Origin of the sequence: Sphaerisporangium album (assembly GCF_003323745.1) — a bacterium.
Lineage (GTDB): Bacteria > Actinomycetota > Actinomycetes > Streptosporangiales > Streptosporangiaceae > Sphaerisporangium > Sphaerisporangium album.
Map to the genome: position 1 here is coordinate 182,071 of NZ_QOIL01000005.1, position 22,046 is coordinate 204,116.

At 68.7% G+C, this 22,046-nt stretch carries 22 protein-coding genes and 1 tRNA gene; 6 read left to right on the forward strand and 17 right to left on the reverse strand.

From position 1 onward, the window contains the following. Positions 1-120: 120 nt before the first annotated feature. Both DQ384_RS10845 and DQ384_RS10850 read right to left on the reverse strand, forming a co-directional pair. Positions 121-1,284: an MFS transporter gene (locus DQ384_RS10845; protein WP_245966368.1), complete on the reverse strand. Its 1,164-nt coding sequence runs from the start codon at positions 1,282-1,284 to the stop codon at positions 121-123. Next, entirely contained in the window at positions 1,281-1,745 is a 465-nt protein-coding gene (locus DQ384_RS10850) for a GNAT family N-acetyltransferase (RefSeq protein WP_114028609.1), read from the reverse strand. Before DQ384_RS10850 ends, DQ384_RS10845 begins: the two co-directional genes overlap by 4 nt. Before the next feature lie 53 nt (positions 1,746-1,798). Here DQ384_RS10850 and DQ384_RS10855 point away from each other — a divergent pair, with 53 nt between their 5' ends. After that, complete coding sequence (locus DQ384_RS10855; protein ID WP_342769391.1) at positions 1,799-2,299, forward strand: CGNR zinc finger domain-containing protein; 501 nt, start codon at positions 1,799-1,801, stop codon at positions 2,297-2,299. 261 nt (positions 2,300-2,560) lie between these two features. Here DQ384_RS10855 and DQ384_RS10860 read toward each other — a convergent pair whose 3' ends face one another. The 3 genes from DQ384_RS10860 to DQ384_RS10870 all read right to left on the reverse strand — a co-directional run bounded on the left by DQ384_RS10860 (position 2,561) and on the right by DQ384_RS10870 (position 5,386). Beyond that, entirely contained in the window at positions 2,561-3,484 is a 924-nt protein-coding gene (locus DQ384_RS10860; protein ID WP_114028611.1) for an RNA polymerase sigma-70 factor, read from the reverse strand. A 148-nt stretch (positions 3,485-3,632) separates the two neighbouring features. Next, positions 3,633-4,106: a carboxymuconolactone decarboxylase family protein gene (locus DQ384_RS10865; RefSeq protein ID WP_114028612.1), complete on the reverse strand. Its 474-nt coding sequence runs from the start codon at positions 4,104-4,106 to the stop codon at positions 3,633-3,635. Positions 4,107-4,489: 383 nt separating this feature from the next. Then, on the reverse strand, positions 4,490-5,386 hold the full coding sequence (locus DQ384_RS10870) for an aminoglycoside phosphotransferase family protein (RefSeq protein ID WP_114028613.1): 897 nt from the start codon (positions 5,384-5,386) through the stop codon (positions 4,490-4,492). Between the two features lie 308 nt (positions 5,387-5,694). On the opposite strand from DQ384_RS10870, the gene DQ384_RS10875 reads away from it, so the two are divergent. Beyond that, positions 5,695-5,768 (forward strand) — tRNA-Ala (locus DQ384_RS10875). A 245-nt stretch (positions 5,769-6,013) separates the two neighbouring features. Here the strand turns inward: DQ384_RS10875 and DQ384_RS10880 are convergent. From DQ384_RS10880 to DQ384_RS10905, 6 genes are all read right to left on the reverse strand, one after another. Continuing rightward, a complete protein-coding gene (locus tag DQ384_RS10880; protein ID WP_181871147.1) occupies positions 6,014-6,544 on the reverse strand; it encodes a hypothetical protein in 531 nt (176 codons plus the stop codon). Positions 6,545-6,906: 362 nt separating this feature from the next. Further along, positions 6,907-7,584, reverse strand: coding sequence for an SDR family NAD(P)-dependent oxidoreductase (locus tag DQ384_RS10885; protein ID WP_114028828.1), 678 nt, complete (start codon positions 7,582-7,584; stop codon positions 6,907-6,909). A gap of 622 nt (positions 7,585-8,206) precedes the next feature. Beyond that, a complete protein-coding gene (locus DQ384_RS10890; RefSeq protein WP_114028615.1) occupies positions 8,207-9,040 on the reverse strand; it encodes a helix-turn-helix transcriptional regulator in 834 nt (277 codons plus the stop codon). A 25-nt stretch (positions 9,041-9,065) separates the two neighbouring features. Continuing rightward, entirely contained in the window at positions 9,066-9,344 is a 279-nt protein-coding gene (locus DQ384_RS10895) for a Rossmann-fold NAD(P)-binding domain-containing protein (RefSeq protein ID WP_114028616.1), read from the reverse strand. A gap of 26 nt (positions 9,345-9,370) precedes the next feature. Then, the gene (locus tag DQ384_RS10900) at positions 9,371-9,619 is read right to left on the reverse strand and encodes a hypothetical protein (RefSeq protein ID WP_114028617.1); all 249 of its coding nucleotides are present in this window, start codon (positions 9,617-9,619) and stop codon (positions 9,371-9,373) included. An 89-nt stretch (positions 9,620-9,708) separates the two neighbouring features. After that, positions 9,709-11,172, reverse strand: coding sequence for an MFS transporter (locus DQ384_RS10905; protein ID WP_114028618.1), 1,464 nt, complete (start codon positions 11,170-11,172; stop codon positions 9,709-9,711). Positions 11,173-11,324: 152 nt separating this feature from the next. Here DQ384_RS10905 and DQ384_RS10910 point away from each other — a divergent pair, with 152 nt between their 5' ends. After that, positions 11,325-12,749 carry an aldehyde dehydrogenase family protein gene (locus DQ384_RS10910; protein WP_114028619.1) on the forward strand — a complete coding sequence of 475 codons (1,425 nt, stop codon included), beginning with the start codon at positions 11,325-11,327 and terminating at the stop codon, positions 12,747-12,749. A 234-nt stretch (positions 12,750-12,983) separates the two neighbouring features. Here DQ384_RS10910 and DQ384_RS10915 read toward each other — a convergent pair whose 3' ends face one another. Beyond that, positions 12,984-14,654, reverse strand: a complete 1,671-nt coding sequence (locus tag DQ384_RS10915) for a CocE/NonD family hydrolase (RefSeq protein ID WP_220182887.1) — start codon at positions 14,652-14,654, stop codon at positions 12,984-12,986. 81 nt (positions 14,655-14,735) lie between these two features. After that, positions 14,736-15,344 (reverse strand): NAD(P)-dependent oxidoreductase, encoded by a 609-nt coding sequence (locus DQ384_RS10920; RefSeq protein ID WP_114028621.1) that lies wholly within the window; start codon positions 15,342-15,344, stop codon positions 14,736-14,738. A 154-nt stretch (positions 15,345-15,498) separates the two neighbouring features. On the opposite strand from DQ384_RS10920, the gene DQ384_RS10925 reads away from it, so the two are divergent. After that, the gene (locus DQ384_RS10925) at positions 15,499-16,176 is read left to right on the forward strand and encodes a TetR/AcrR family transcriptional regulator (protein WP_220182888.1); all 678 of its coding nucleotides are present in this window, start codon (positions 15,499-15,501) and stop codon (positions 16,174-16,176) included. Between the two features lie 143 nt (positions 16,177-16,319). On the opposite strand, the gene DQ384_RS10930 is transcribed toward DQ384_RS10925, so the two are convergent. From DQ384_RS10930 to DQ384_RS40370, 3 genes are all read right to left on the reverse strand, one after another. Continuing rightward, on the reverse strand, positions 16,320-17,606 hold the full coding sequence (locus DQ384_RS10930) for an endonuclease Q family protein (protein ID WP_245966369.1): 1,287 nt from the start codon (positions 17,604-17,606) through the stop codon (positions 16,320-16,322). A gap of 387 nt (positions 17,607-17,993) precedes the next feature. Then, entirely contained in the window at positions 17,994-18,650 is a 657-nt protein-coding gene (locus tag DQ384_RS10935; protein WP_147268734.1) for a hypothetical protein, read from the reverse strand. A 175-nt stretch (positions 18,651-18,825) separates the two neighbouring features. Then, positions 18,826-19,206: a hypothetical protein gene (locus DQ384_RS40370; RefSeq protein WP_147268735.1), complete on the reverse strand. Its 381-nt coding sequence runs from the start codon at positions 19,204-19,206 to the stop codon at positions 18,826-18,828. 258 nt (positions 19,207-19,464) lie between these two features. Here DQ384_RS40370 and DQ384_RS10945 point away from each other — a divergent pair, with 258 nt between their 5' ends. Together DQ384_RS10945 and DQ384_RS10950 are read left to right on the forward strand one after the other, a co-directional pair. Further along, positions 19,465-20,070, forward strand: coding sequence for a hypothetical protein (locus DQ384_RS10945; protein WP_114028624.1), 606 nt, complete (start codon positions 19,465-19,467; stop codon positions 20,068-20,070). A gap of 158 nt (positions 20,071-20,228) precedes the next feature. Beyond that, positions 20,229-20,534, forward strand: a complete 306-nt coding sequence (locus DQ384_RS10950) for a hypothetical protein (RefSeq protein ID WP_245966370.1) — start codon at positions 20,229-20,231, stop codon at positions 20,532-20,534. A 119-nt stretch (positions 20,535-20,653) separates the two neighbouring features. Here the strand turns inward: DQ384_RS10950 and DQ384_RS10955 are convergent, their stop codons facing one another. Next, positions 20,654-22,045 (reverse strand): hypothetical protein, encoded by a 1,392-nt coding sequence (locus tag DQ384_RS10955; protein ID WP_114028625.1) that lies wholly within the window; start codon positions 22,043-22,045, stop codon positions 20,654-20,656. Between the last annotated feature and the right edge of the window lies 1 nt (position 22,046).

Below are 22,046 nucleotides of genomic sequence, written 5' to 3' on the forward strand. Positions count from 1 at the left end.
GACCGGTTGGCGAAGTCAGCGCGGGCCCCTCGGCGAGGTCGTTGAAGTCCGGCGGCCGCAGCGCGCCGATCGCGAAGCCCGCGCATGCCACTGGAGCATCTGGCGCATCTTCCGCACTGGTCACAGCCGGGCTGTCGCCGTCAGGGTGACAGCGGTCAGCGCGGCGAGCAGGGCCCAGGCGGGCGCGAAACTGCCGGTCAGGTCCGTGAGCAGGCCGAGCATGGGTGGCGCCAGGATGACCGCCACCTGGTTGACGGCCATGGCCAGGCCGAGGGCGAATCCGGTGTGGTCCGGCGGCGCCGATTCGGCGGCGTAGGCAACCCAGGGGCCGTACCAGCCGATTCCGAAGAAGCCGAGCCAGATGAAGAGCAGGCAGGCCGCGACGGGGGATCGGCTGATGGGGGTCGTCAACAGCGTCATCCCGATGATCACGGCGGCCAGGCATGTCAGGACGCCGGTGTAGCGGCCGGATCTGTGGCGGTCGCTCCATGCCGCTAGGCAGATACGGCCGAGCGCGCCCGCGCACTGGACCGCGACGTAGACCAAGGCCGCCGAGGCGGAGTCCATGGACGTCACCTCGTGCAGGTACAGCACGGTGAGGACGCCCACGCCGCTGTGCACCGACACCATACTCGTACCGGACAAGATGATCTTCTTCATGTACGGTTCGCGAAGCAGTTCCAGCCGCACGCGGGACGTGGTCGGCATTGGGCGTTGGTCCGGTGGGCGGCGGTAGAAGGCCATGAAGGCGACGGCGCCTGACAGTGCGACGAGCGCGCCGGCCACGAGCGTCGACCGCCAGCCGAAGGCCGTTGCCAGTGAGGGAAGTGCGAAGGCGGCGAGGACGCCCCCGAGCGGGAGCCCCGCCTGGCGGATACCCATGGCCAAGCCACGCTGCGAGGCGTCGAACCAGGACGCCACCGATTTACTGCCGCCCGGCTGAATGGTGCTGTACCCTGCACCGACGATCAGCAGGACGACGAGCAAGGAGACGTACCCCGAGGCCGCGCTGCCAGCGGCCAGCGCGACGGCGACCACAAGAGCGCCGATCCCGACGACCCAGCGTTCGTCGTGGCGGTCCAGCAGTCGTCCCGCCACGAGTAGTCCGGCTAGAGGAAGTAGCTGAGCCGCCGACAGCAGCAGGCCCAGTTGGGTCGTGTTCAGCTCCAGGTCTCGTTGCAGGTGGACACTCATCGCGCCGATGCCCTGCACGAAGAACGCGGCCGCGGCCTGAGTGAAAGTCGCGACACCCAGGATGACCCAGCGGTATTGCGATGTCTTCACTGCTTCCAGCACAGCAGGGGATCGGGGTGGTCGGAGAAGCCGAGCTGCCGGTAGAGCGGTTCCGCCTCGTGGGAGGCGGTGAGGTCGACCCGTACGGCGTTGCGGTCGCGGAACCAATCGAGCAGACCGAGCATGATCGCCCGGCCGTGCCCGCGCCGCCGGTACGACGGGTCGGTGACCATGCCGATGACGTGGCCGATCCTCCCGTTGCGGGAGTGGGGGCCGGGGAACCACTGTTCGATCGTGCCGATGCCGCAGGCGGCCAGGCCGGTGTCGCCGTCCACGACCAGGATCTGGCAGTCGGGTTCGGTCAGCTTCTGCTCGAAAACCCGTGCGAGCGCGTCGCGCCAGTCGTCACCGGCGTTCGCGGGGTTGAAGAAGTCGCCTCCGAGGTCCTCGAAGAGCAGTGCCCGGAGGCGAACGAGTTCCGGAATATCCTGCTCTGTTGCTGTTCGCGTCATGACGTACAGGCTGATGTAATGAGCTTGTGCACCTCAACCCTTACGGCGCGGACGTGGTGAACTTCGCCGCGGAACTGGCGAACCGCCCACCGGCGAGCGCCGATGAACTCGCCGACCGCTGCCGCACGGCCGGTCTGGTACTGGAACGCCCCGTCGAACCGTCGGATCTCGACCAGACCCTCGCCGTCATCGACGCCTGGACGAACGTCGTCGACGCCACGGGCGAGCGCGCGAAGGCCGAGTTGGTCAACGAGATGCTGGCCCGGTCCGCCGCCTATCCCCGGCTGACCGACCACGCTCATGGTTGGCACCTGCACTATCGCGACGACCTGCAGCCGCTCGGCGCGGTGCTGTTCGCGCTGATCTCCGTGGGCACGGCGATGCACCTCGTCAGCCGGGGCATGGACCGGCTCGGACGGTGTGCCGCCGCCGGTTGCGGGACGATCTTCGCGGACACCTCACGCACCGCACGGCAGCGTTACTGCTCCCAGCCGTGCGCCAACCGGGATGCGGTACGCCGCCATCGCGCCCGTCAGTCCACGCCCCCCACCTGACTGGCCGGCAGGCGACGGTAGCCGGCGTCGACGGCCGGCAGCTCGTCGTGGGTTCCGGTGGCGATCGTGCGGCCGTCGTGGCGCATGGCCACGGGTCGGCGGATGGCAGACAGGCGGTGGGCGATGACCAGGGTGGTTCGGTCTTCCCTGACCTGCGGGCGGCGAAATGGATCTTGCAGGTCGGTGGCGAAGTGCTCCTGCCGGTGAGGGTGTTGAGCTGCTTATAGGGGTTCGAGGTGCGGTCGGCTGTTGCAGCTACGTCTATTCCGTGTGCCGGCGTGCCTGTCTTAGTTTGCGGTCGATTGCCCAGGCGTCCGCTACTGGGCCCACGTGCCCGAGCTTGTCGGGGTTGATCACCGAGCGGATCGTCTGGATCTGCCCGTCCAGTACATCGAGCGCCATGGTGTGGAGCACCTTGCCGTCCCGGTCGCGGAAGATCGCGCCCGGCTGGCCGTTGACCTCATGCGACTCGAACGTCACGTCGATCCGGGCCATCCGGGGGAAGACGGACGCCAGCAGCCGGGCCACGTTCTCTGCGCCGATGATGGTCTTGGCCAGCTGCGGGGCCTTGCCGCCGCTGTCGCCGACCATCGATGCGTCGGCGGCGAGCAGTTTCTGCAGCCCGGCGACGTTGCCTTCGCGGAGAGCGTCGAAGAACCGCGACGCCAGTTCCTCCCGCTCTTTGCGGACCGCTTCGAAGCGCGGCCGCCCGTCCTCCATATGCCGCCGAGCCCGCACCAGCAGCTGCCGGCACGCCGCCTCCGACCGCCCCACCGCCGCGGCGACCTCGTCGAACCGGAAGCCGAACACCTCTCGCAGCACGAAGACCGCCCGCTCGAGCGGGCTGAGCCGCTCGAGTAACAACAGGGCCGCCATCGACACCGAGTCGGCCAGCTCCGCCGACCGCTCCGGGTCCTCATATGGGTCGGCGAGCAGCGGCTCGGGCAACCACGGCCCGACGTACTCCTCCCGCCGGACGCGGGCCGAGCGCAGCACGTCGATCGAGGTCCGGGTCACCGCAGCCGAGAGGAATGCCTTGGCCGACCTGGGTTGTGTCGGGGAGGCCTCGAAGCGCAGCCAGGTCTCCTGGACCGCGTCCTCGGCCTCGCTCACGCTGCCCAGTATCCGGTAGGCGATCGAGAACAGCAGCGGCCGCAGCTCCTCGAACTCCTCGACCTTGCTCACGCCGAAACCCTCCCCTTGAAGCCCTGCCACCCGGCCTTACTCGCCGGCGCAGGCGTCTTTTGATGATCATCCGGGCGCTGGCAGGCCAGAGCAACGCCCCCGAGCCCGGGGACCCGGAGCCGGACCTCGAGCCAGTTGCTGGTGTCGTTCAGTGGAACTGCCCGGGCTCGTAGTTGCCGGCCGGCTGCCTGGTGATGACGTTCAGCCGGTTCACCGTGTTCATGAAGGAGACCAGGATCACCAGGGCGGCGAGCTGCTCCTCGTCGTAGTGCTTGGCGGCGTACGCCCACACCTCCTCGCTGACCCCGCCGGCCGCATCCGCGACCCGGGTCCCCTGCTCCGCCAGTTCCAGCGCGGCACGCTCGGCCTCGGTGAAGACCGTAGCCTCCCGCCACGCCGCGACCAGGTTCAGCCGCACCGAGGTCTCGCCGGCAGCGGCGGCCTCTTTGGTGTGCATGTCGATGCAGACGGCGCAGCCGTTGATCTGACTCACGCGAAGCGCCACCAGCTCCTGCGTGGCGTTCGGCAGCGGCGAGTCCTTGAGCGCCTTGCCCGCCGACATGAGGTGCTTGAGGGCCTTGCTGGCGGTCGGGTCGGCGAGGTAGTTCAGTCGCGCGTTCACGGTGTGGTCCTCCGTGGTCCTGAGTGGTCGTGAATGGCTACACTCCTGAGACGAGGTAGCCTGCCCGCCTGTGACAGCGACGAATGTGACCTACGTCTCCCGGCCGTCGGCGCAGGTCAGCCGACGAATTCGGCGTCACCCGCCCCACCGTCTGGCGACACCTCGACAAAACCCTGCCCCAGCAGGCACCAAGCCGTGACAGCATGACCGCAAGCCACTGATGGGTTACTCGCCCCCTGGTGTCTGAACTGCGACTCCCAGCCAAGAAGGCACGCGGCAGTGTTCGCGCTGTTCCGGTTCTCCACGACCTGCAAGCCGCTGTGGATCTCCCGGTGCAGGTCGGGACCGGCCAGTTAGTAGCAGGCGAAGATCGTGCGTACAGCTCAAACGCCCTTCAGAACACGATCAAGTGCCGCCCGGCCTGCAGGTCCCCAGTTCGGCTTGCCACCGGGAAGGCCCCGATCTCCGTTCTGCCCCATCAGCATCAGGAAGAGGCTCTTCATAGCGGCCAGCCCGCGGGCGCGCCGGATCGCCGCCTCGTCTGCATGCGCGTACATGTCGAAGAACCGTGAGGCCGTGCCCGCGGGTAGCAGCACCCATGCGGCGGCGAGGTCCCACGCCGGATCGCCGGCGAACATGTCACCGAAGTCGACGATGCCCGAGAGCGTTCCGTCCGAGACGACGACGTTCGCGGGATGGAGGTCGCCGTGCACCCACACCGGCGGGCCCTCCCACGCGTGGGCCGCAACGGCGTCGTCCCAGACGGCCCGGACGTCGGCAGCGATGTCGTCGGGGGCAACGGCCTGGAAGAAGTTCTCGAAACCGTCCGTGCAGTTCCTGGGATGGGCACCGCGGTCCGTAGTGATCGGCGCCTCGGCGGGCGCCTCCACATGGAGCGCCTGGAGGAAGCCCGCCAGCGTGTCGGCCGCGTGGGCGCCGCGGCTGATCGAGCCGTGGTCCAGCGGTTCGCCGGGAACCCACGTCATCACGGTCCAGTGCTTGGGGAAGCGCTCGGACGGTTCGCCGAACCGCACCGGGGTCGGCACCGGGAGCGGCAGGCGCGGGGCCAGCACGGGTAGCCACCGCCGCTCCTTGAGCTGGAGCTCCGGGGTGGGGTCCATGCGCTGCATGCGCACGGCCAACTCGTCCCCGAGGCGCCACATTTGGTTGCCCCAGCCGCCCGCCACCTCGCGGATGGCCAGCCCTGCAAGGTCTGGATGTTGCTCCTGCAGCAGGTCGCGGACCAGGTCTGCGGTGATCTCGATCTCGGCGTCGGTCATGCGAAGTCACAGTACTGAGGCGGCAGGCGGAGCGGCTCTCGCTCTCCGGAACATCTCGCTGTGATTCCTCTGGCATCACCGATTCGGTTTCAGAGAGCTGCAGACCAGAGGCTTTGGTGCGGACCGGCCCCAAAGTCCTCGGGACGAGGCGAGATTCCCTGCCCGGCGCCATGAATCCGCGCCCGGCGCCACATGAACTCGCCGACGCCGAGCACCACTCGAACCCCGTGTCCCCACCCGTGATCACCACAGACCCACCCCGGATGGCGCGGACGGCCACCAAAGTTTGCTAATCTGGTCCAGTCCTTGGGGCTGTAGCGCAGTCCGGTAGCGCACTTCGTTCGCATCGAAGGGGTCAGGGGTTCGAATCCCCTCAGCTCCACCCAGGGCCGTTCATGAAACGGCTGGACTGTAGTTGACGGGATCCCGTCTGATCATCGAGATCAGGCGGGATCTTGTCGTTTCAGGGGTTTCCGAATCGGGTTCGTCCTGGTTTGGAGCCGCGGAGCCGTGTCCGGGAAGGCCCGGGTGATGTCAGGCCGCTGGTGGAGGTCCCGGTTCGCGTCGCTGGGCATGGCGATGCCGGCTCCGGGCTGGGTGTTGCGACAAGGTGATCTGAATTGCGGGTTATGGGACGGGTGGTGGCCTGCTCCGGCCCGTGAGCGGCGTGCTGCCGGTGCGCTCTGCTGGGATCTCGAGGATGTCGGCGGATGTGTCGGGCTCGTCTGGGGGCTGGTGGGTGTGGCGCCAGGCGTCGAGGAAGTGGTCGTTGGCGACGGTGACGAGCAGCGCGACCAGGATGGTCTGGGCGACGCGGCCGTGGGCGAGCCGGTTCTTCGGGTCACTCAGGTCGAGGTCGTGGCCTTTGAGGCGGCCGTTCAGTCCTTCCGTCATGGCTCTGGCAGTGGAGTACGTCCCTCGCCAGGAGGGGCTGAGGTAGGGCAGATCCTGGCGGAACTTGTCGAGGTGGCCGAGGTCGCCGGGGTGCAGGGTGATGGTGTGCTGGTGGCAGATCTTGGGCAGTTCGCCGGTCTTGTGGTCAGGGGTCGGGGGCAGGACGCGGCCCGCGCCTACAACGAGTTCAACTTCCGGATCGTCGACGACCCGGCGAAGCCGTGCCGGTGCTCCGGCCTCGGCCAGGGCCGGCCGTGCTACCACGGCACGGTGTGCGGCGGGGACGTGATCGACGAGAACGGCGCGGTCCGAGGCACCTGTCACCGGGCTGACCGGCGTCGACTCCAACCTGGCATCCGCCCGCGTCCGCGCGGGAGGTAAACCCGCCCGGCGCCGCCGGCACCCTGAACCGGTTCCGCGGTCCGATCTTCTGCGGGAAGGCGCGCAGATCACCGGCTATGCCAACGCCATGGCCGGCCTCGTCGCCGACGGCCAGCTCACCAGGCTTCTGCTCCGCCGCGATCCAAAATCCAGCCGTTGACAGCTGCGGTGAACATGCCGCGTAGCTTGGCAGACGTGATCGACGTTGTAGCGGGAAGGCGGCGGCCCACTCCCCGGCAAGAAGCTCAGCGCGGCGACGGCAGGACGGACAGTTCGCAGGCGTAGGAGTCAGCCGGCGCGCTCAGCGCCCAGACGATCATCGCCGCCAGCGTTTGCGGCCGGATGCACAGCTCGGGATCATATGGGCGCCCGAAGGCGCTCCTGACCTCTCCCAGCCGGTCGGTCGCCGTCGCTGCGGGATAGACCGTGGTGACACGTATCCCATGGGCTGCCTCCTCCTCACGCAGAGAATCGGCCAACTCCCGCAGTGCCGCCTTGCTGCCCACGAACGCCGACCAGCGGGGGACACCGGTCATTCCGGGCGAGGCGTTGACGAAGATCACATGCCCCCTGGACCGCCGCAACGCGGGCAACGTCAGCCGCACCAACTCGGCGGCGGAGGCCACGTTCACCGCCAGCGTCCGCCGCCACGTCTCGGGGACGGCCTCGGCAACGGCTTCGACGGCAGAGATTCCCGCGCAATGCACCAGCGCTTGCACGTCCTGCAGTTCTCCCGCATCCTCCAGCGCTCCCACGGCGGCGGCCAGCGTCCCGGGTTCGGCCAGATCCGCCTCGATCCCGGGTACATCCAGCCGCCCGATATCGCGCCCCACGGCGATCACCCGATGCCCCGCCTCCACGAGCGCGCTGACCAGCGCCGTCCCAATCCCTCCGGTGGCCCCAGTCACCAGCACATTTCCCATGAGGCTCCCTTTCTCCGCGGTGCAGTACCTGATCATCGCCCGCCGGGGAAGCGGCACACAACCTCGTGTACTACCGTCCGGTCCATACCTGGCTCTGAACCTGAACTCGTGCGCGGACACACGCAGACCCGCGCCCCCCGGACTGCCCCTTCTGCTCGCTGATGTCCTGAAGGGGAACAGGCACCTGCCGAGCGAACCGCTCGCGTTGGACGTGGAAGTCCACCCGAAAGCGCTGGGAAACGATCAGCCTGCATGTGGGAAGCGATCTTCAAACGCGCCTATTCCGCCAGGTCATCCGCTTTCGTGAACGCCCCACCCAGGGCCGTTCTTAAGACGGCTGGGCTGATGTTGACGGGATCCCGTCTGATCATCGAGATCAGGCGGGATCTCGTCGTCTCAGGAGTTTCCGAATCGGGTTCGTCCTGGTTTGGGAGCCGCGGAGCGGGTGTCCGAGAAGGCCCGGGTGATGTCAGGGCGCCGGTGGAGGTCCAAGTTCGCGTCGCTGGGCGTGCTGACGTCGGCTCCGGGCTGGGTGTTGCGACAATGTGATCTGAAGTGCGGGTTGTGGGACGGGTGGTGGCCTGCTCCGGCCCATGAGCGGCGTGTATGGACGCGAGCCTGGTCAGACGCGCCGGTCGCCGACCGCGGGGAGCAACTGGAGTTTGTGGTAGCTCTCGCTGCCCGGCACGGCGGTGAAGACCTCGAGCAGCTGTGACTGGTCGGGGTCGACGAGGACCTGGCCATGCAGCTCGAGCACGCCCAGCTCCGGATGCCGGATCCGTTTGGGTCCGCAGTACGGGCCCATGATGGGGTGCTCGCGCCAGATCGCGGCGAACGTCGGGCTGGCCGCCAGCAGCGCCTCGACGATCTCGCCCGCGCGCGAGTCCTTGCCGTCGCGGGCGTACGCGTCGTGCAGGTGCGCCACGATACGGCGGTCGTGTCGGGGGTGGTCCTCCTCGGGATAGATCAGCCGCGCGGCCGGGTCGGTGAACCACCGGTAGTGCCTGCTGCGCGCCAGTCCGGTGTAGGCGGTCTCGTCGCCCATCAACGCGACCGCCAGCCGGGTCTGTTTGAGCGTTTCACCGAGGTGGCTCACCACCTGCGCGGGGGTGTCCTCGAGCCGGTCGAAGATGCGCATCATGCCGGGGTTGATGTGGTCGTCACGGCGGACCCGGCGCGGGGTGGCGTGGCCCGCGAGGCGGAAGACGTGGTCCCGCTCGTCGAGGGACAGGTGGAGTCCGCGGGCGATCGCGGCGAGCATCTGCTCGGACGGGTGGGGGCCGCGCTGCTGCTCGATCCGGCTGTAGTAGTCGGTCGACATGCCGGACAGGGCGGCGACCTCCTCGCGACGCAGTCCGCCGGTGCGCCGTCGCGCACCGCGGGGCAAGCCGACGTCCTCGGGTTGCAGAGCTTCCCTTCGGCTACGCAGGAAGTCGGCGAGTCTGGCACGGTCCATACCGTGAGTGTCCCTCTGATTGCTCTCACGCATTGAACTCGACCCCGGCAAGCCGTTCGGACACGTCCCAGAGCCGGGCCGCGTCAGCCTCGTTGCGTGCCGGCTGGTACGCGGCCAGTTCGGTCGGCGCCCCGGCGAGCTGGCCGAAACCGTCCGGGCCGTAGAGGCTGCCGCCCCGTGCCTGCGGGCTGGTGGCCGCGTACAGGCCGGGCAGCATGCCCGCGACGACGGTCTGCACGAGCACGCCCCAGCTGGAGAGCCAGCTGAAGATCGGCTGCCAGAGGGGCGGCCGCTTGCGACCCATATTGGGGCCGGACGGGAGCAGGTTCGTCAAGGTCGCACCGGGGTGTTCGATGTTGCGGACAATGCCCATCCGCCGGCCTGGCTGCGCCGGTCGAGCTCGAGTCCGAACATCACGTTGGCCAGCTTCGATAGCCCGTACGAGCGTGACCGTGAGTAACTCCGCTCGCCCTGCAGGTTGTCCCAGTCGATCGTGGCGTCCAAGCCCGGACCGATCCCGTCGCTCGCGCCGTTCACGATGGCGAGTTTCCCGGGCAGATCGGGCACCGACACGTCCATTGCGACAGCTCCCCGTTCAGCGAATTCTTCGTCCGAATCCATTGTTGCAACGTCAGCAGCGGCGCAACCATGTCCTGTTCATCCACGGATCAACTGTCCGTGGCTGTCGCCGCCGGTCGCCTCGGTGGAATTGACAGAGCCGCGACGACGACGAGAACCGAGGCAACGGCGCAGATCGCGAACAGTACCCGGTAACCGGTCAGCGACGGGAATGCGATGCCGCCGACGGTTACGGTGATCGCCGCCAGCAGGCTGCCGCCGATCGCGCTGGACAGCGAGCTGCCGAGGAAGCGGGCCAGCGAGTTGACCCCGTTGGTCGAGGCGAGCTCGTTCGGCGGGGTGTTGGCGTTGATCAAGGATGGCAACGAGGAGTAGGAGACGCCACTGCCCGCGCCGATGATCGCCGTGCCCACGATGACCTGCCAGAGCGAATCGGTGAAAAGGATTCGGAACAGCAGTCCGAGAGTGATCACCGCGGCAGCGGCGGCCAGGGTGCGATGCGCTCCCCATCTGGCGATACTCTGCGCCGCCACCGGTGCCAGCAGCAGCATCAGCACACCCATCGGCAGCAGGCACAACCCTGCCACGAGGATCGACGAGCCGAATCCGTATCCGGTCGTCGTGGGCGCCTGTACGTACGACGACGTTCCGACGAAGCTGGAGAACAGCGCGAATCCGATCAGCAGGGACGACAGGTTCGTCAGGACGATCGGACGGCGGGCGAGCCTGTCCAGGTCCAGCAGCGGGTTGTCAGAACGACGCTCGACCATGACCAGCGCGACGACAAGGATCGCAGCCAGCACGAACAACCCGATGGTCCCGACCGAAGCCCAGCCCCAGCTGCTGCCTTTGGACAGCGGCAGCATCAACGCCGTGACACCGGCGCACAACAGCACGGTGCCGGACCAGTCGAGACGGCCCCCGGCGTCGGTCGCCGGTTCGGGCACCAAACCGATGATCGCGACAAAGCTCGCCACGGCGCCGCCTGCGATGATCCAGAACAGGACGTGGTAGTCGGCGCTGTCGGCGATGACCCCGGCCAGCGGCAGGCCGAGTGCGCTGCCGATTCCGAGCATGGCGCTGATCAGTGCGACGGCCGAGCCGGTGCGTTCCCGCGGGAGGACCGCGGTCAGCAGGCTGATCCCCAGCGGGATGGCCGCCGAAGCGACGCCGGACAACGCCCTGCCGACGATCATCAGCGCCAGGTTGCTGGTCAGCGCGTCCAGCAGCGACCCGGCGGCCAGTATGCCGAGACAGCACAGCAGCAGCAGTCGCCGCCCGAACATGTCGGCGAGCCGGCCGATGATCGGCACCGACACGGCGGCGACCAGCAAAGTGGAGGTGAGCAGCCACTGCGCTGCGCCTGCTGTGGTGTGCAGTTCGACGGCCAGCTTGGGCAGCACCGGGACCACCAGGGTCTGGGTCAGCGCGGACATCAGCGCCCCGAGACCGATCGCCGCTACCTGAACCCGCACGCGCGCCGGCGACGCCCTCGACCGGGTGGTCGCGGTGGCGTCGTCCGGACGCCGCCGTTCCGTCGTGGCTTTACGCATGGCCGCTCCCGGCAGGTAGATGGATGCGGTGTCGGCTTCGAGGAGCTGACCGAGAACAGCGTCGCAACTGTTGCCGGGGCGGAGCCATGTCGTACTCGTCCCCGGATGTTTCGGCCCTGGATGCACCCGGACGGCGGTGTCACGGTGAAGTCATGACAACACGTACTCTCACCGCACCCGCCCACTGGATCGGCGGCGAATCCGTCGCCGGGGGCGCCGACACCATCGATGTCGTGAACCCGGCCACCGGCGAGGTCATCGCCGCGGTGCCCGCCGGTACCGCGGCCGAAGTCGACAAGGCGGTCGCCGCAGCGACCGCCGCCCTCCCCGGGTGGGCGGGCACCGACGTAGCCGAGCGCGCCGCGATCGTGCAGCGCATCTCCGACGGTCTGCAGACCCGCACCGGCGAGATCGCGGACACGATCACCGCCGAGATGGGGGCGCCGATCACCCTGTCCCGCAGGGCACAGGCCGGTCTTCCGGTCGCGGTGACCGCCTCCCTCGCCGGACTTGCCGCGGACTTCCCGTGGACCGAGGAGATCGGGAACGCATTGATCGTGCGCGAGCCGATCGGGGTCGTCGGGGCGATCACGCCGTGGAACTTCCCGCTGCAACAGATCGTCACGAAGGTGGTGCCCGCCATGCTGGCCGGCAACACCGTCGTCCTCAAGCCGTCGGAGATCGCGCCACTGAACGCCCGGATCCTCGCCGAGGCCGCCGAGGAAGCGGGGCTGCCGGCGGGGGTGTTCAACATCGTGTACGGCACGGGGCCGGTCGTGGGCGAGGCGATCACGGCGCACCCCGGCATCGACATGGTGTCCTTCACCGGTTCCACCCAGGCGGGCAAGCGGATCTCGGTCGCCGCGTCGGACACGGTCAAACGGGTCGCGCTGGAGCTGGGGGGCAAGTCCGCCAACGTGATCCTCGACGACGCCGACCTCGCCCAAGCCGTCGTGCTCGGCGTGTCCAGCGCCTGGATAAACGGCGGTCAGGTCTGCGGCGCGTGGACCCGAATGCTGGTTCCCGCGGCCAAGCACGACGAGGCGATCGAACTGGCGATCGCGGCAGCCGAGAAGTACACCGTCGGCGACCCCACGGACGAAACCACCCGGATCGGGCCGCTGGCCTCCGAGGCACAGCGCCAGCGTGTCACCGGCTACATCGAACGTGGGATCGCCGACGGCGCAACGGTCGCGATCGGCGGACCCGGTAGGCCTGACGGGCTCGCGACCGGCGCCTACGTGCGGCCGACGATCTTCGCGAACGTCGACCCGAACGCCGTGATCGCGCAAGAGGAGATCTTCGGTCCGGTGCTGTCGGTGATCCCCTACACCGACGAGGACCAAGCCGTCGAGATCGCCAACAGCACCGTGTACGGGCTCAGCGGCGCGGTGTTCGGCGAGGCCGAACACGCGCTCGCCATCGCCAAGCGGCTTCGCACGGGCAAGGTTGACATCAACGGACCCGAGATGAACCTGCTCGCTCCGTTCGGCGGGTACAAGCAGTCGGGCAACGGCCGCGAAATGGGCCGCTTCGGCCTCGAGGAGTTCCTCGAAGTCAAGTCGATCGGACGCTGACACGCGAGAGTTCCCCGCGCCCGGAGTCGGCCCGACCGCGGGCCTGGGCATCTCGGCGATCACCGCCCATGCAGTTCACGCCTGTGGGTGCCGAGGACTCGGCTACCTACGCGACCGCGGCGCTGCTGGCCAACGCAGCGCGCTGGCACGTCCGAACACGCGTGCGCCTCCGGCCGCGACGGCGACCGTCCCGCTGAGTGTTCTGATCGAGTCCGGTTCCTATCCGAGAAGGGTTCAGTGTGTGGATGCGGCTGCCGAGGTGACAGGCAGGATCAGCCGCGTACTGCCGTGATGAAGGGTGTGGACAGACGCCTTCAGACCCGCACCGGTGGCCACCGGCTCCCCAGTGCCGAGGTTGCGGGCGTACTGCGGATGGGAGCCGCCGGAGATCTGCAGCCTGAGACGGTGCCCCGCCAGCAGCCGGTGGGCGCAGGGGTTCAGGCGCACGGTCACGTGGTGGAGCTCGCCGGGGCCGACGGTGGGATCGAGCCGGATCAGGACGTCGGTGAGGTTGCGTGAGCGGCCCTTCGCGTCGAGGTCGCAGAGGCGCACGAAGAGGTCGGCGTGCGGGTTGTCCACGCTCAGGAACGCCTCAAGGACGGGGAAGCCCTCGAACTCGAGACTTGCGGCCAACGCCGGGGTAGTGAACGTCAGCACGTCCGAGCGTGCCTCCAGCTCCCGGTTGTCCTGCACACCGCTGTCGGAGCTTAGGCGCCGTCCGCCCGTCGACGGTGTCGGGTCGCTCGGGTCGTAGCGGAAACTCGAGTGGCCCCCTGCCGGTGCACTCCCCACCAGCGCACCGTCAGCGGTCGGATACCACGCGGTCTCGACGCTCTCCGGCGGCCACACCGGTGCGGCATGCCAGGTGTCGGCGCCGGTGACGAAGGTGCGCACGGGCTGGGGGCGGCGTCGCGCGGCCGGGTGCCCGAGGTGTGAGTCGAGCCAGTCCAGGGCCTCATTGTCGATGACCGCAGAGCCCTTCAAGAGATGAGCGAAATGCGTCCACGGGCCGAGCGTCATAGCGACATCGATCCCACGCGACCGCAGCGCCTCGTACTGGGCGACCGTCTGCCCGATGAACACGTCCTGCCAGCCGCCCACCAGCAGGGTCGGTGTCTGGATCCGCCGCAGGGCTTCCGTGTGGTTGTAGGGCTGCCAGTAAGGGTCGGCCAGGTCAGGGTGGTCGAGCCATTCCTGGACCCACGGCGCTCTGCCCTCCAAGAGGGCCTGGGCCGCCTGCGCCAAGGGCAGGCCCGTGAAGGCCTCCTTGTGGCGTTCGCCCGAGCGCCGGCGACCGAGGAGTTGCCCGATCGGGCCCGGCTGCTGGTCGAAGGGGACGCTGTTGCGTTCGCTCCAGCCCAGGAAGGTTTCCAGTGCGAAGGCGCCATCTTCCCAGATGGCGCTACTGAAGTCGTGCGGGCCCGCGATCATTACGCTGGCACGCAACTCCGGCGGCGGATCGATCAGCAGCGCCCACTGGGTGAACGCCACGTACGACATGCCCATCGTCGCCAGGTTCCCGTTGAACCAGGGCTGCTGTCGCAGCCAGGCGACGGTGTCCTGGGCGTCTTCGGCTTCCTGCGCCATGGGCCGGAAGGTCCCGGTGGACCCGAACGTGCCGCGCACGCTCTGCAGGAGCACGTGGTAGCCGCGCGCGGCGAAGGTGCGGCCCCACAACGCGTCGACCGGCATTCCTCGGCCGTACGGGGTGCGGATCAGAATCGTGGCGGTGTCGGCGTCCGGGTCCGCCGGGGAGTAGAGGTCGCTCAGCAGCACGGAGCCGCCCCTGGTGGGCGTGCGCACAGTGCGTTCGACCACGTAATTGTTGCGCGGAGCAGGCAATTTCCGAAGCCGCCGCAGAATTTGGTCAACTGCGCGGGCGCCGAGCCCGGGGGCTGCCTTCACGATGACTACCTCGATGTGCTGGGAACACTGGCCGTCCGGCGACCAGTCGGCTGTGGAAAAGGGGACGCGGTGATGCGCGGGCTACTGCGCCAGGACAATCCCGGCCCTGTAGTACACCTCGCGGCAGACGGACTTGAGCATCCAGGTCGCGGAGTCGGCTCGGGAGATCCTGTGCCTCATGCCGAGCTTCTCGGTCGGCGGGACCTCCCTCACGCGGCCGGCCCCGGGGCGGTCCGTCAGGGTCGACACGTAGGCGATGGTCCAGTCCAGGTCGCTGTTCTCGAGCAGCATCTCGCTGGCGGTCTTGTCGTCGATGGCCATCTTCATGCCCAGACTGGAGGCAAGCCGCAGGCCCGGCCGCAGCCGGTCTCTGAGAACTACGTACGCTGACATGAGCACGAAGCGCTTGACGCCCGTTGACTCGCTGGCAGCTATCACAGCCTTCACCGCCGGGGTCATCAGTGGTACTTTCAGCGATCCCAGGGCCGAGATGATCGCGTCGGTGCCATGGGAGGCTTGCACGACGACGGCCGGGTCGGTGACGTCGCCGACGAAGACCTCAAGGCCGGGGCGTGGCGGCAGCGAGTCGGCCCGGCGCACGACGGCGTGGACCGAGTGGCCCGCCTCGAGGATCTGCCTGACCACCTCCACGCCCGTCTTGCCGTTCGCACCGAGAACGGTGACGATCATCGCTCTTCCTCCTGCCTGTCCACGCTGCGCCAGGATCGGCCGCGCAGCACTGTCGCCGGACGCGAAAAGCCGTCCACGATTAATCTGACCCAACGGTCATGTTAAAACGTACCACAAACATGACCAAGCAGTCATTTTCAGCTATGCTGAGGTCGTGAGGACAGACGACGCCGCGGCGAGCCCGTCGGCCGGGCGCACCCCCCGTACCGACGCCCTGCGCAATCGGCAACTGCTGCTGACCGTCGCGGCACGGGCATTCGCCGAGCAGGGCACTGGGGTTTCCACCGCCGAGATCGCCCAACGCGCAGGCATCGCCAAAGGCACGGTTTTCCGGCACTTCCCCACAAAAGAAGACCTGATAGCGGCGATCATGGGCGAGATCATCGACGATCTCGTCGCCGCCGCGTCCAGGCTCTCGCAGGCCGCGGACCCGGCGGCCGCCGTGCTCGAGTTCATGACATACGGGATCGAACGGCTGGCCTCAAACCGCGGGCTGTGCGAAGTGGTGGGGCGCCCGTCGCTGCAACAGGCCAGTGTCCGGGCCGGCATCGAGCACCTGTGCGAGGTTGTGGAGGCGCTGGCCGACCGAGCCCGGCTTCAGGGCGCCGTCCGCGAGGACATCACCGGCGTGGACATCGTGCTGCTGCTCGCCGGAGTGCACCAAACGGCCGCACCCGTCGCGCAGGCGCGACCGGAGTTGTGGCGCCGCTACCTGGCGTTGGTGTTCGACGGCATCCGGGCGCGCGATGCCCTGCCGCTGCCGTGCCCGCTGGAGCGCCTCGACTTCACTGGCGCCGGACAGGTGTCCACCGGTGGCAACGACCCCCATTAGCGCGCCTCTTCGCAACAATCCACGCATATGCCGCCTGGTGTTATCCGAGACATATGGAGCGGTTCCCTCGGCCCCATCGGCCAAAGTCCCCCAGTGCCGTCCTGACGGGCCTTTTCGCTGCTCGGGAGCCGCTCGGCGGCGGGTCAGAAGAGGGTGGGCGTGGGGTCGGGGTCGGGGTGTTTGGGGTCGGTGGGGGCCACGACGTGGATCACGCCGTACTCGCCGTCGTAGCCGGGGTCCTTGGTCACCTGGCCCTGGCGTAGGCGGTTGACGGCCTCGGCGAGGCGCGGGGAGCGGGCGGCGATGTCGCCGACCGGGACCTCTTCGAGAATGGCCAGCTCGGGGCCCATCGCGGAGACCAGCCGGTCGACCTCGGCGCGGACCTTCTTGCTCTTCGGGCCCACGCCGAACAGCTCGCCCACGACCTCCGGCAGGGGGACAAGGTTCTGGAAGCCCGCCGCGCCGGCGGGGCGGGAGCCGGGCGGCCGGTCGGCGAGGTCATCGACCCGGCTGAGGACGCCGACCGTGAGTTTCCTGCCGCACGCCGGGCAGACGCCGCCGTGGCGTCGCGTCTCACCCGGGTCCATCCGGATGCCGCACTTACGGTGGCCGTCGTGGTGGTACTTGCCCTCCTCCGGATAGAACTCGACCGTCCCGGCGTGCCCGGCGCCGGTGCGCAGCGCGTCGAGGACGGCGTAGTAGTCGAGCCCGGTCTCGAAGACGGTGGTCTCGCGGCCGACGATGGGCGGTGAGTGCGCGTCGGAGTAGCTGACCAGCCGGTAGCGGTCGAGGGCGGAGACCCGCCAGTTCATGCCCGGGTCGCTGGACAGCCCGGTCTCCAGGGCGAAGATGTGGCCGGTCAGGTCGCCGTAGGCCTCTTCGAGGGTGTCGAAGCCGGACTTGGAGCCGAACACGCCGAACCAGGGCGTCCAGACGTGGGCGGGTACCAGGTAGGCGCCCTCGCCGCTGTCGAGGGTGGCCTCCAGCAGCTCGCGCGAGTCCAGGGCGACGATGGGACGGCCGTCGGAGTTCAGGTCGGCGGTGCGTCCGAGCCGGCGGTTGAACGCCTCGGCGGCCTCGAAGTCCGGCATGTGGACCAGGTGGTGGATCTTGCGGGAACGGTCGCCCTGGGCGTAGATCGTGGAGACCTCCACGGAGAGCATGAACCGGACGGGTGCGCCGCAGACGGAGGCGGGGAGGGTCTCGGAGACGTTCCGGTCCAGGTCCTCGCGTAGCCGGAACAGGCCGGGCTCTGCGGGGACGAGTTTCTCGCGCAGCTCGCCGAACCACGCCGGATGCGTGAAGTCGCCCGTCCCCAATAACGTGACGCCTTTTCGCCGGGCCCACCAGGTCACATGCTCAAGGTCGCTGTCCTTGCTGCAGGCCCGGGAGTACTTGGAATGCATATGCAGGTCGGCATGGAAACGCATCGCGACGTTCTTCCACAGGGGTGAGCGCTGAAACCTCGCGATGAAATCCGTTGAGGTGCGCGGGTGCGTCCTCGGTGTATTTTCGAGTGATTTGTCGGAGAGACGGGAAAAGTCCGGATCACCTGCGGTGGGATGGGATGTCCAGACTGCCAGGTCGTCATCGGGTGCCCGCCGAAGAAGCGGAGCTCTCGGCCCTGACGGCCACGACGGGGCCCCGCATCCCCTCCCCGGATGCAGAGCCCCGCGCCGTCGGACAGGTGGGACCACGACCGGGGTGTGGAAGTCCGACATCATCAGGACGTTCCAAACCCGGGCGCGGATGACGTGGTTGGCGCACTCGATCCTGGAAAATGCGGTTTTTTCCGGAAGAGAGGCCGGAGGGCTCGGTCAGGAGTCGCAGGACTCGCAGTCGCAGCAGCAATCGTCCTCGTCGGAGGCGGTGTTCCCGGCCTGGGGCGCTCCCGTGGAGGCGGATTTCCTGGCGGTGTGCTTCTTGGCCGTTTCGGGCGGCGCCATGATGACGTTCAGGGTGATGTTGCAGACCTTGGCGTGCCGGCACAGCGCGTTCAGGATGCTGGTGGAGCCGCTGATGGTCTCGGCCTGGGTGTGCTGGAAGCCTTTGTTCGTAGTGGGGCTTTTGACGCTGAGAAGACTGTTGTTCCCCGACCCGTTGCCGATTTTGGTTACATGTACTGACTTGCCGCCCTTTTGCTCGGAGCCGTTGTCGGCATCCTTGTCGTCCCCGCCCTTCGCGTCGGAGTCGCGATCGTCGTCCCTGTGGACGGCGCGGTGGACGACGCGGTGGGCGGCCCGATGGGAACGGTCGGTGTCGCGGTCGTGGGACGGGCGGTCGTGGCGGGGGCGGCTGGGGGCCGCGTTCGCCGGTGGGGGCGCGACGGCGCAGAGCAGCAGGCCCAGAGCCGTCAGGGTGAGCCCGGCGAGCGTTGTGCCCTTAATGAAGGTGGTGGACGGAGGGACGGTGGCGAACACTCGGACGGCGAGCGGTTTCCGTTCGTCCGCCCCGCTGGAATGGTGACTTTTCATTCTTCGTCGCCTTTGCCGTATCGGACGCGACCAACCACGACGTCCTTCGATCCGATTCCCGTATCGACAGCGTAGCGTCATGAAGGATGTTGATCACGTTTCCGGTGATCCCGGCGCAGGGTGTTTCGTTATGCCGTCCCCATGGTCGGCGACCACGGCCGGTTGAAAGGCGAAATCATTCACCTCTCCCGGATATGTGTAGCCTGTGCCGTATCTTGCAGATGCGCTGGCGCTTCTTGCATATCGACGCCTGCATGGTGTTCGTGCTGCTCACGCTGGAGTTGACCATCTGCTGCACGCCATGGGTGTTCGTAGGGCTGTTGATGGCGCTGTAGGACCGGTTGTTCCGGCCGTTCCCGCTGTACAGCGTGATGGACCCGTGGTCGTCGCCCCGTGACCGGACGGGGGCCGCCGCCGCGCTCGCCGCGGGCCAGGTGGCCGACGCGACGACCGTGGCGAGCAGTACCTGTACCAGCCACTTCAGCTTCGTGATCGTTCCGGGTCGCGAGGACTCGGTATGGTGACCGTTCATTCCGTTGCGCACCTGCACCTTCATGCGATGGGCGTCAGATTGCATTTTTGCCGACATGTCCGATGTCAGCCTGCATACCCGCAATCGCATACGGACTCCGCCGTAGGAGTCCCCGTTCCGGGGATGATTACCCATTCTTTGTCCATACAGGCATTCGCCGCCCCAGGTGTTTCCCTATATGAGCTCGGCAACTCCACGTGCCGTGCCACAGTGGTCGTCCCGGCGCGGCCGGGGGCGATATCCGCAGGGGTTCAGGCAGGCGTTCGGTCCGTCGGGGGGCTGGTGACGGTGGTCGAGGACGACGGGAAGGCATCGCGGAGGCTCCGCGTCGTGGCGGCGGTCCTGGTCGGCGCCGCCGTACTGCTCATCCTCTCGGCGGTCGGCCACTCCGCCTCGGCGCCGCCGGCCGTCGCGCCGGCGCCTTCGCCCGGGCCGGGGAGCGGTTGTGAGCGGCTGCCGTACCGGGCGGCCGTGCGTCAGGTCGGCGCGGCGATCGTGTTCCCCGAGGTCTCGTACGCGATCGACCGCACGGGCGACCGGCCGCGCATCGACCTGTCCGGAAGCTACCGGGGCGACCTGCCCGAGGAGCGGCGGATCGCCGTCATCACGCGCCCGGACCCGGCGTCGTACGACTCCTCGCCGGGCCACCGCCCCGGAGACGGGCACTACTACTACCAGCGCGAGCTCCGGGTCGACCGGGAGGCCCGGTGCTGGTCGGCGGTGTCGTTCGGGGGCGTCTACAGCGGGTCGGCGGGCCTGGCGTGGCAGGTCTACTTCGCTCTGGTCCCGGCTGATTTCGGCGTCACGTCGGTCTCCGCGCGAAACCACGTGGACGAGGGAGTGTTGGCGTCGCTGGAGATCCTCGCCTCGTTCACGGTGCAGACGTAGCCACGTTTTTCCCGAAAAATAGGTACATGGCGTTGCGGTTTACCGGACAGCGCCCCATGTATATAGCAATGCCCCGAGTCTCCTTATCCGGGCTTATCCGTACCAATCACGATGAAGGGTAGGAATGTAGCGTCGAGTCGCTGCTTCAAGGGGGGCACATGATCAGGACACTCCACAGAATGGGCATCCGCTCCGGCATGATGTACGGCGCCGGGGTGGCATCCGTCGGCGCGTCGTTCATCTCGTGGCTCATGTCCAAGGAGTACGAGGGCGACCTCGCCCGCGCCGACCGCTGGGGACTGTTCGTCGGCGAGTGGGCGCCCACCTTCTTCGCGATCGGTGTCGCCCTCAGGATCGAGGAGACCCGCGAGGAGATGCTCACGGGCGGCCCCGGCATGGAGGACCGCCGTGAGCAGGAGCGCCTGAGCCGCCGCTACGGCGGTCACGTCCCGGCAGGGATCTAGGCCGACCGGCCCGCGGCCGGCCGTGTGCCCGGCAGAGGCACGCGACCGGCCACGACCACGTGTCCGGGCGCCCCGGGCGCACGGTCGCTCCCAGGCGGACGGCCGCGCCGGGACAGGGCTCAGGCCGGGGTGCCCCGGCTCAGGCTGACGTACTGACGAGGGCGCAGGGCCTGGGCCCGGAGGGCGGTGAGGGCGGCGGCGCGGCCGGTCGGCGTCAGCGCCGCGGGAGTCGGGTCGGCCGCCACATGATCGGCGGGGGAGCCGGACGACTCCTGCACGGACGCGACGTGCGCGGGAGACTGCCTGGTCGCGGGGGAGACGCACAGGTCGAACGCCTCCAGGCGGTGGCGCAGCTCGGCCAGGGGCCTGGCCACCTCGGCCGGGGTGGCCGTACGCCAGCCCTCGCCCACCACGACCTCGGTGACCCGCTCGGTGAGCTTGCCACAGGCGAGCTCCCTGCCCTCGCTGAGGAGCATCAGCCCGACCTCGCGCACCGACACCTCCATCTCCCGCTGGCCCGACACGGGGGTCAGCAGGGACGCGGTCGCGGCCTGCCACATGGCGGCGGGGTCGGTGAGGAGCCGGCGGCCCTTGGTGGTGATCACCAGACGCCTGCCGGCGCGGCGCACGGCCTGCATCTCATGCTCGGCGATCCGGCGCAGGGTGCGTAATGCGGTGACGCCGTTCTCGCTACGCGTGCCCGCGATCGGCCAGCCGAACCGCTCGGCGGCCTCGACGACGTACGCGCGGGCGATGTTGTGCCGTTGGGTGAGGGGCACGCCGCCCGGCCGGTCGGCGGCCTCCAGGAGCCAGCGCAGCGCCTGGAGGTGGGGGCCGTCGGGGGCGGGGATCGGCGCGTGCAGGCGTACCTCGAAGGGCTGCGCCAGCTCGCGGCGGGCGGCTCCGCGGCCGAGCACCCACCGGTTGAGGCGCTCGCCGTGCACGCGGTTGAGCCAGTTGTCGCCGCCGAGTTCGGCGCGGGGCTCGGTCAGCCAGCGGCGGGTGAGCGCCTCGGCGTCCACCTTGGCGGCGCTCGCGTTGAGGTCGAGGCGGCCGCAGACGATGGCGAGTTCCAGCGCGGCCGAGCAGGCGAGGTGGGCGCCGAGTTCCTCGGGCCCCATGAGCGAGCTCCAGCGCAGCTCGGGGACGTCGGGAGGGAGCACGCCGGTGGCGTTCAGGGCACGCTGGTACGCGGACGTCCCGGCCTCGTCGCCCTCGCGGGCGTAGGTGCGCAGGACCTGGGCCGTGGTGGGCGAGGCGCACAGGGCGGCGTAGCGGTCCATGCCGCCGAGGCGCAGCAGGCGTCCGAGGGCGCGGGCGATGGCGCCGCGGTCGCCGGTGACCTCCAAGGGCAGCGTGTACCAGAGGAACTCGCACACGTTCAATTGGGTGATCGTTTCCAGGGGCTCCCCGCCGGTCAGCCACTCGACGGCGACCCTGGCGTCGTCGGCGATGTCCGGGTCCGAGCGCTCCAGCTCTGTGAGGAGGGCGGCGACGTCGGGTGCAGGCATG

What these genes read in the sequence shown, in the direction of transcription:
- DQ384_RS10850 (WP_114028609.1), bottom strand. Translation starts at nt 1,745, where the DNA reads ATGACGCGAACAGCAACAGAGCAGGATATTCCGGAACTCGTTCGCCTC.
- DQ384_RS10870 (WP_114028613.1), bottom strand. Translation starts at nt 5,386, where the DNA reads ATGACCGACGCCGAGATCGAGATCACCGCAGACCTGGTCCGCGACCTG.
- DQ384_RS10885 (WP_114028828.1), bottom strand. Translation starts at nt 7,584, where the DNA reads ATGGGAAATGTGCTGGTGACTGGGGCCACCGGAGGGATTGGGACGGCG.
- DQ384_RS10890 (WP_114028615.1), bottom strand. Translation starts at nt 9,040, where the DNA reads ATGGACCGTGCCAGACTCGCCGACTTCCTGCGTAGCCGAAGGGAAGCT.
- DQ384_RS10895 (WP_114028616.1), bottom strand. Translation starts at nt 9,344, where the DNA reads ATGGGTCGCAAGCGGCCGCCCCTCTGGCAGCCGATCTTCAGCTGGCTC.
- DQ384_RS10900 (WP_114028617.1), bottom strand. Translation starts at nt 9,619, where the DNA reads ATGGACGTGTCGGTGCCCGATCTGCCCGGGAAACTCGCCATCGTGAAC.
- DQ384_RS10905 (WP_114028618.1), bottom strand. Translation starts at nt 11,172, where the DNA reads ATGCGTAAAGCCACGACGGAACGGCGGCGTCCGGACGACGCCACCGCG.
- DQ384_RS10910 (WP_114028619.1), top strand. Translation starts at nt 11,325, where the DNA reads ATGACAACACGTACTCTCACCGCACCCGCCCACTGGATCGGCGGCGAA.
- DQ384_RS10920 (WP_114028621.1), bottom strand. Translation starts at nt 15,344, where the DNA reads ATGATCGTCACCGTTCTCGGTGCGAACGGCAAGACGGGCGTGGAGGTG.
- DQ384_RS10930 (WP_245966369.1), bottom strand. Translation starts at nt 17,606, where the DNA reads ATGCGTTTCCATGCCGACCTGCATATGCATTCCAAGTACTCCCGGGCC.
- DQ384_RS10935 (WP_147268734.1), bottom strand. Translation starts at nt 18,650, where the DNA reads ATGAAAAGTCACCATTCCAGCGGGGCGGACGAACGGAAACCGCTCGCC.
- DQ384_RS40370 (WP_147268735.1), bottom strand. Translation starts at nt 19,206, where the DNA reads ATGAAGGTGCAGGTGCGCAACGGAATGAACGGTCACCATACCGAGTCC.
- DQ384_RS10950 (WP_245966370.1), top strand. Translation starts at nt 20,229, where the DNA reads ATGATCAGGACACTCCACAGAATGGGCATCCGCTCCGGCATGATGTAC.
- DQ384_RS10955 (WP_114028625.1), bottom strand. Translation starts at nt 22,045, where the DNA reads ATGCCTGCACCCGACGTCGCCGCCCTCCTCACAGAGCTGGAGCGCTCG.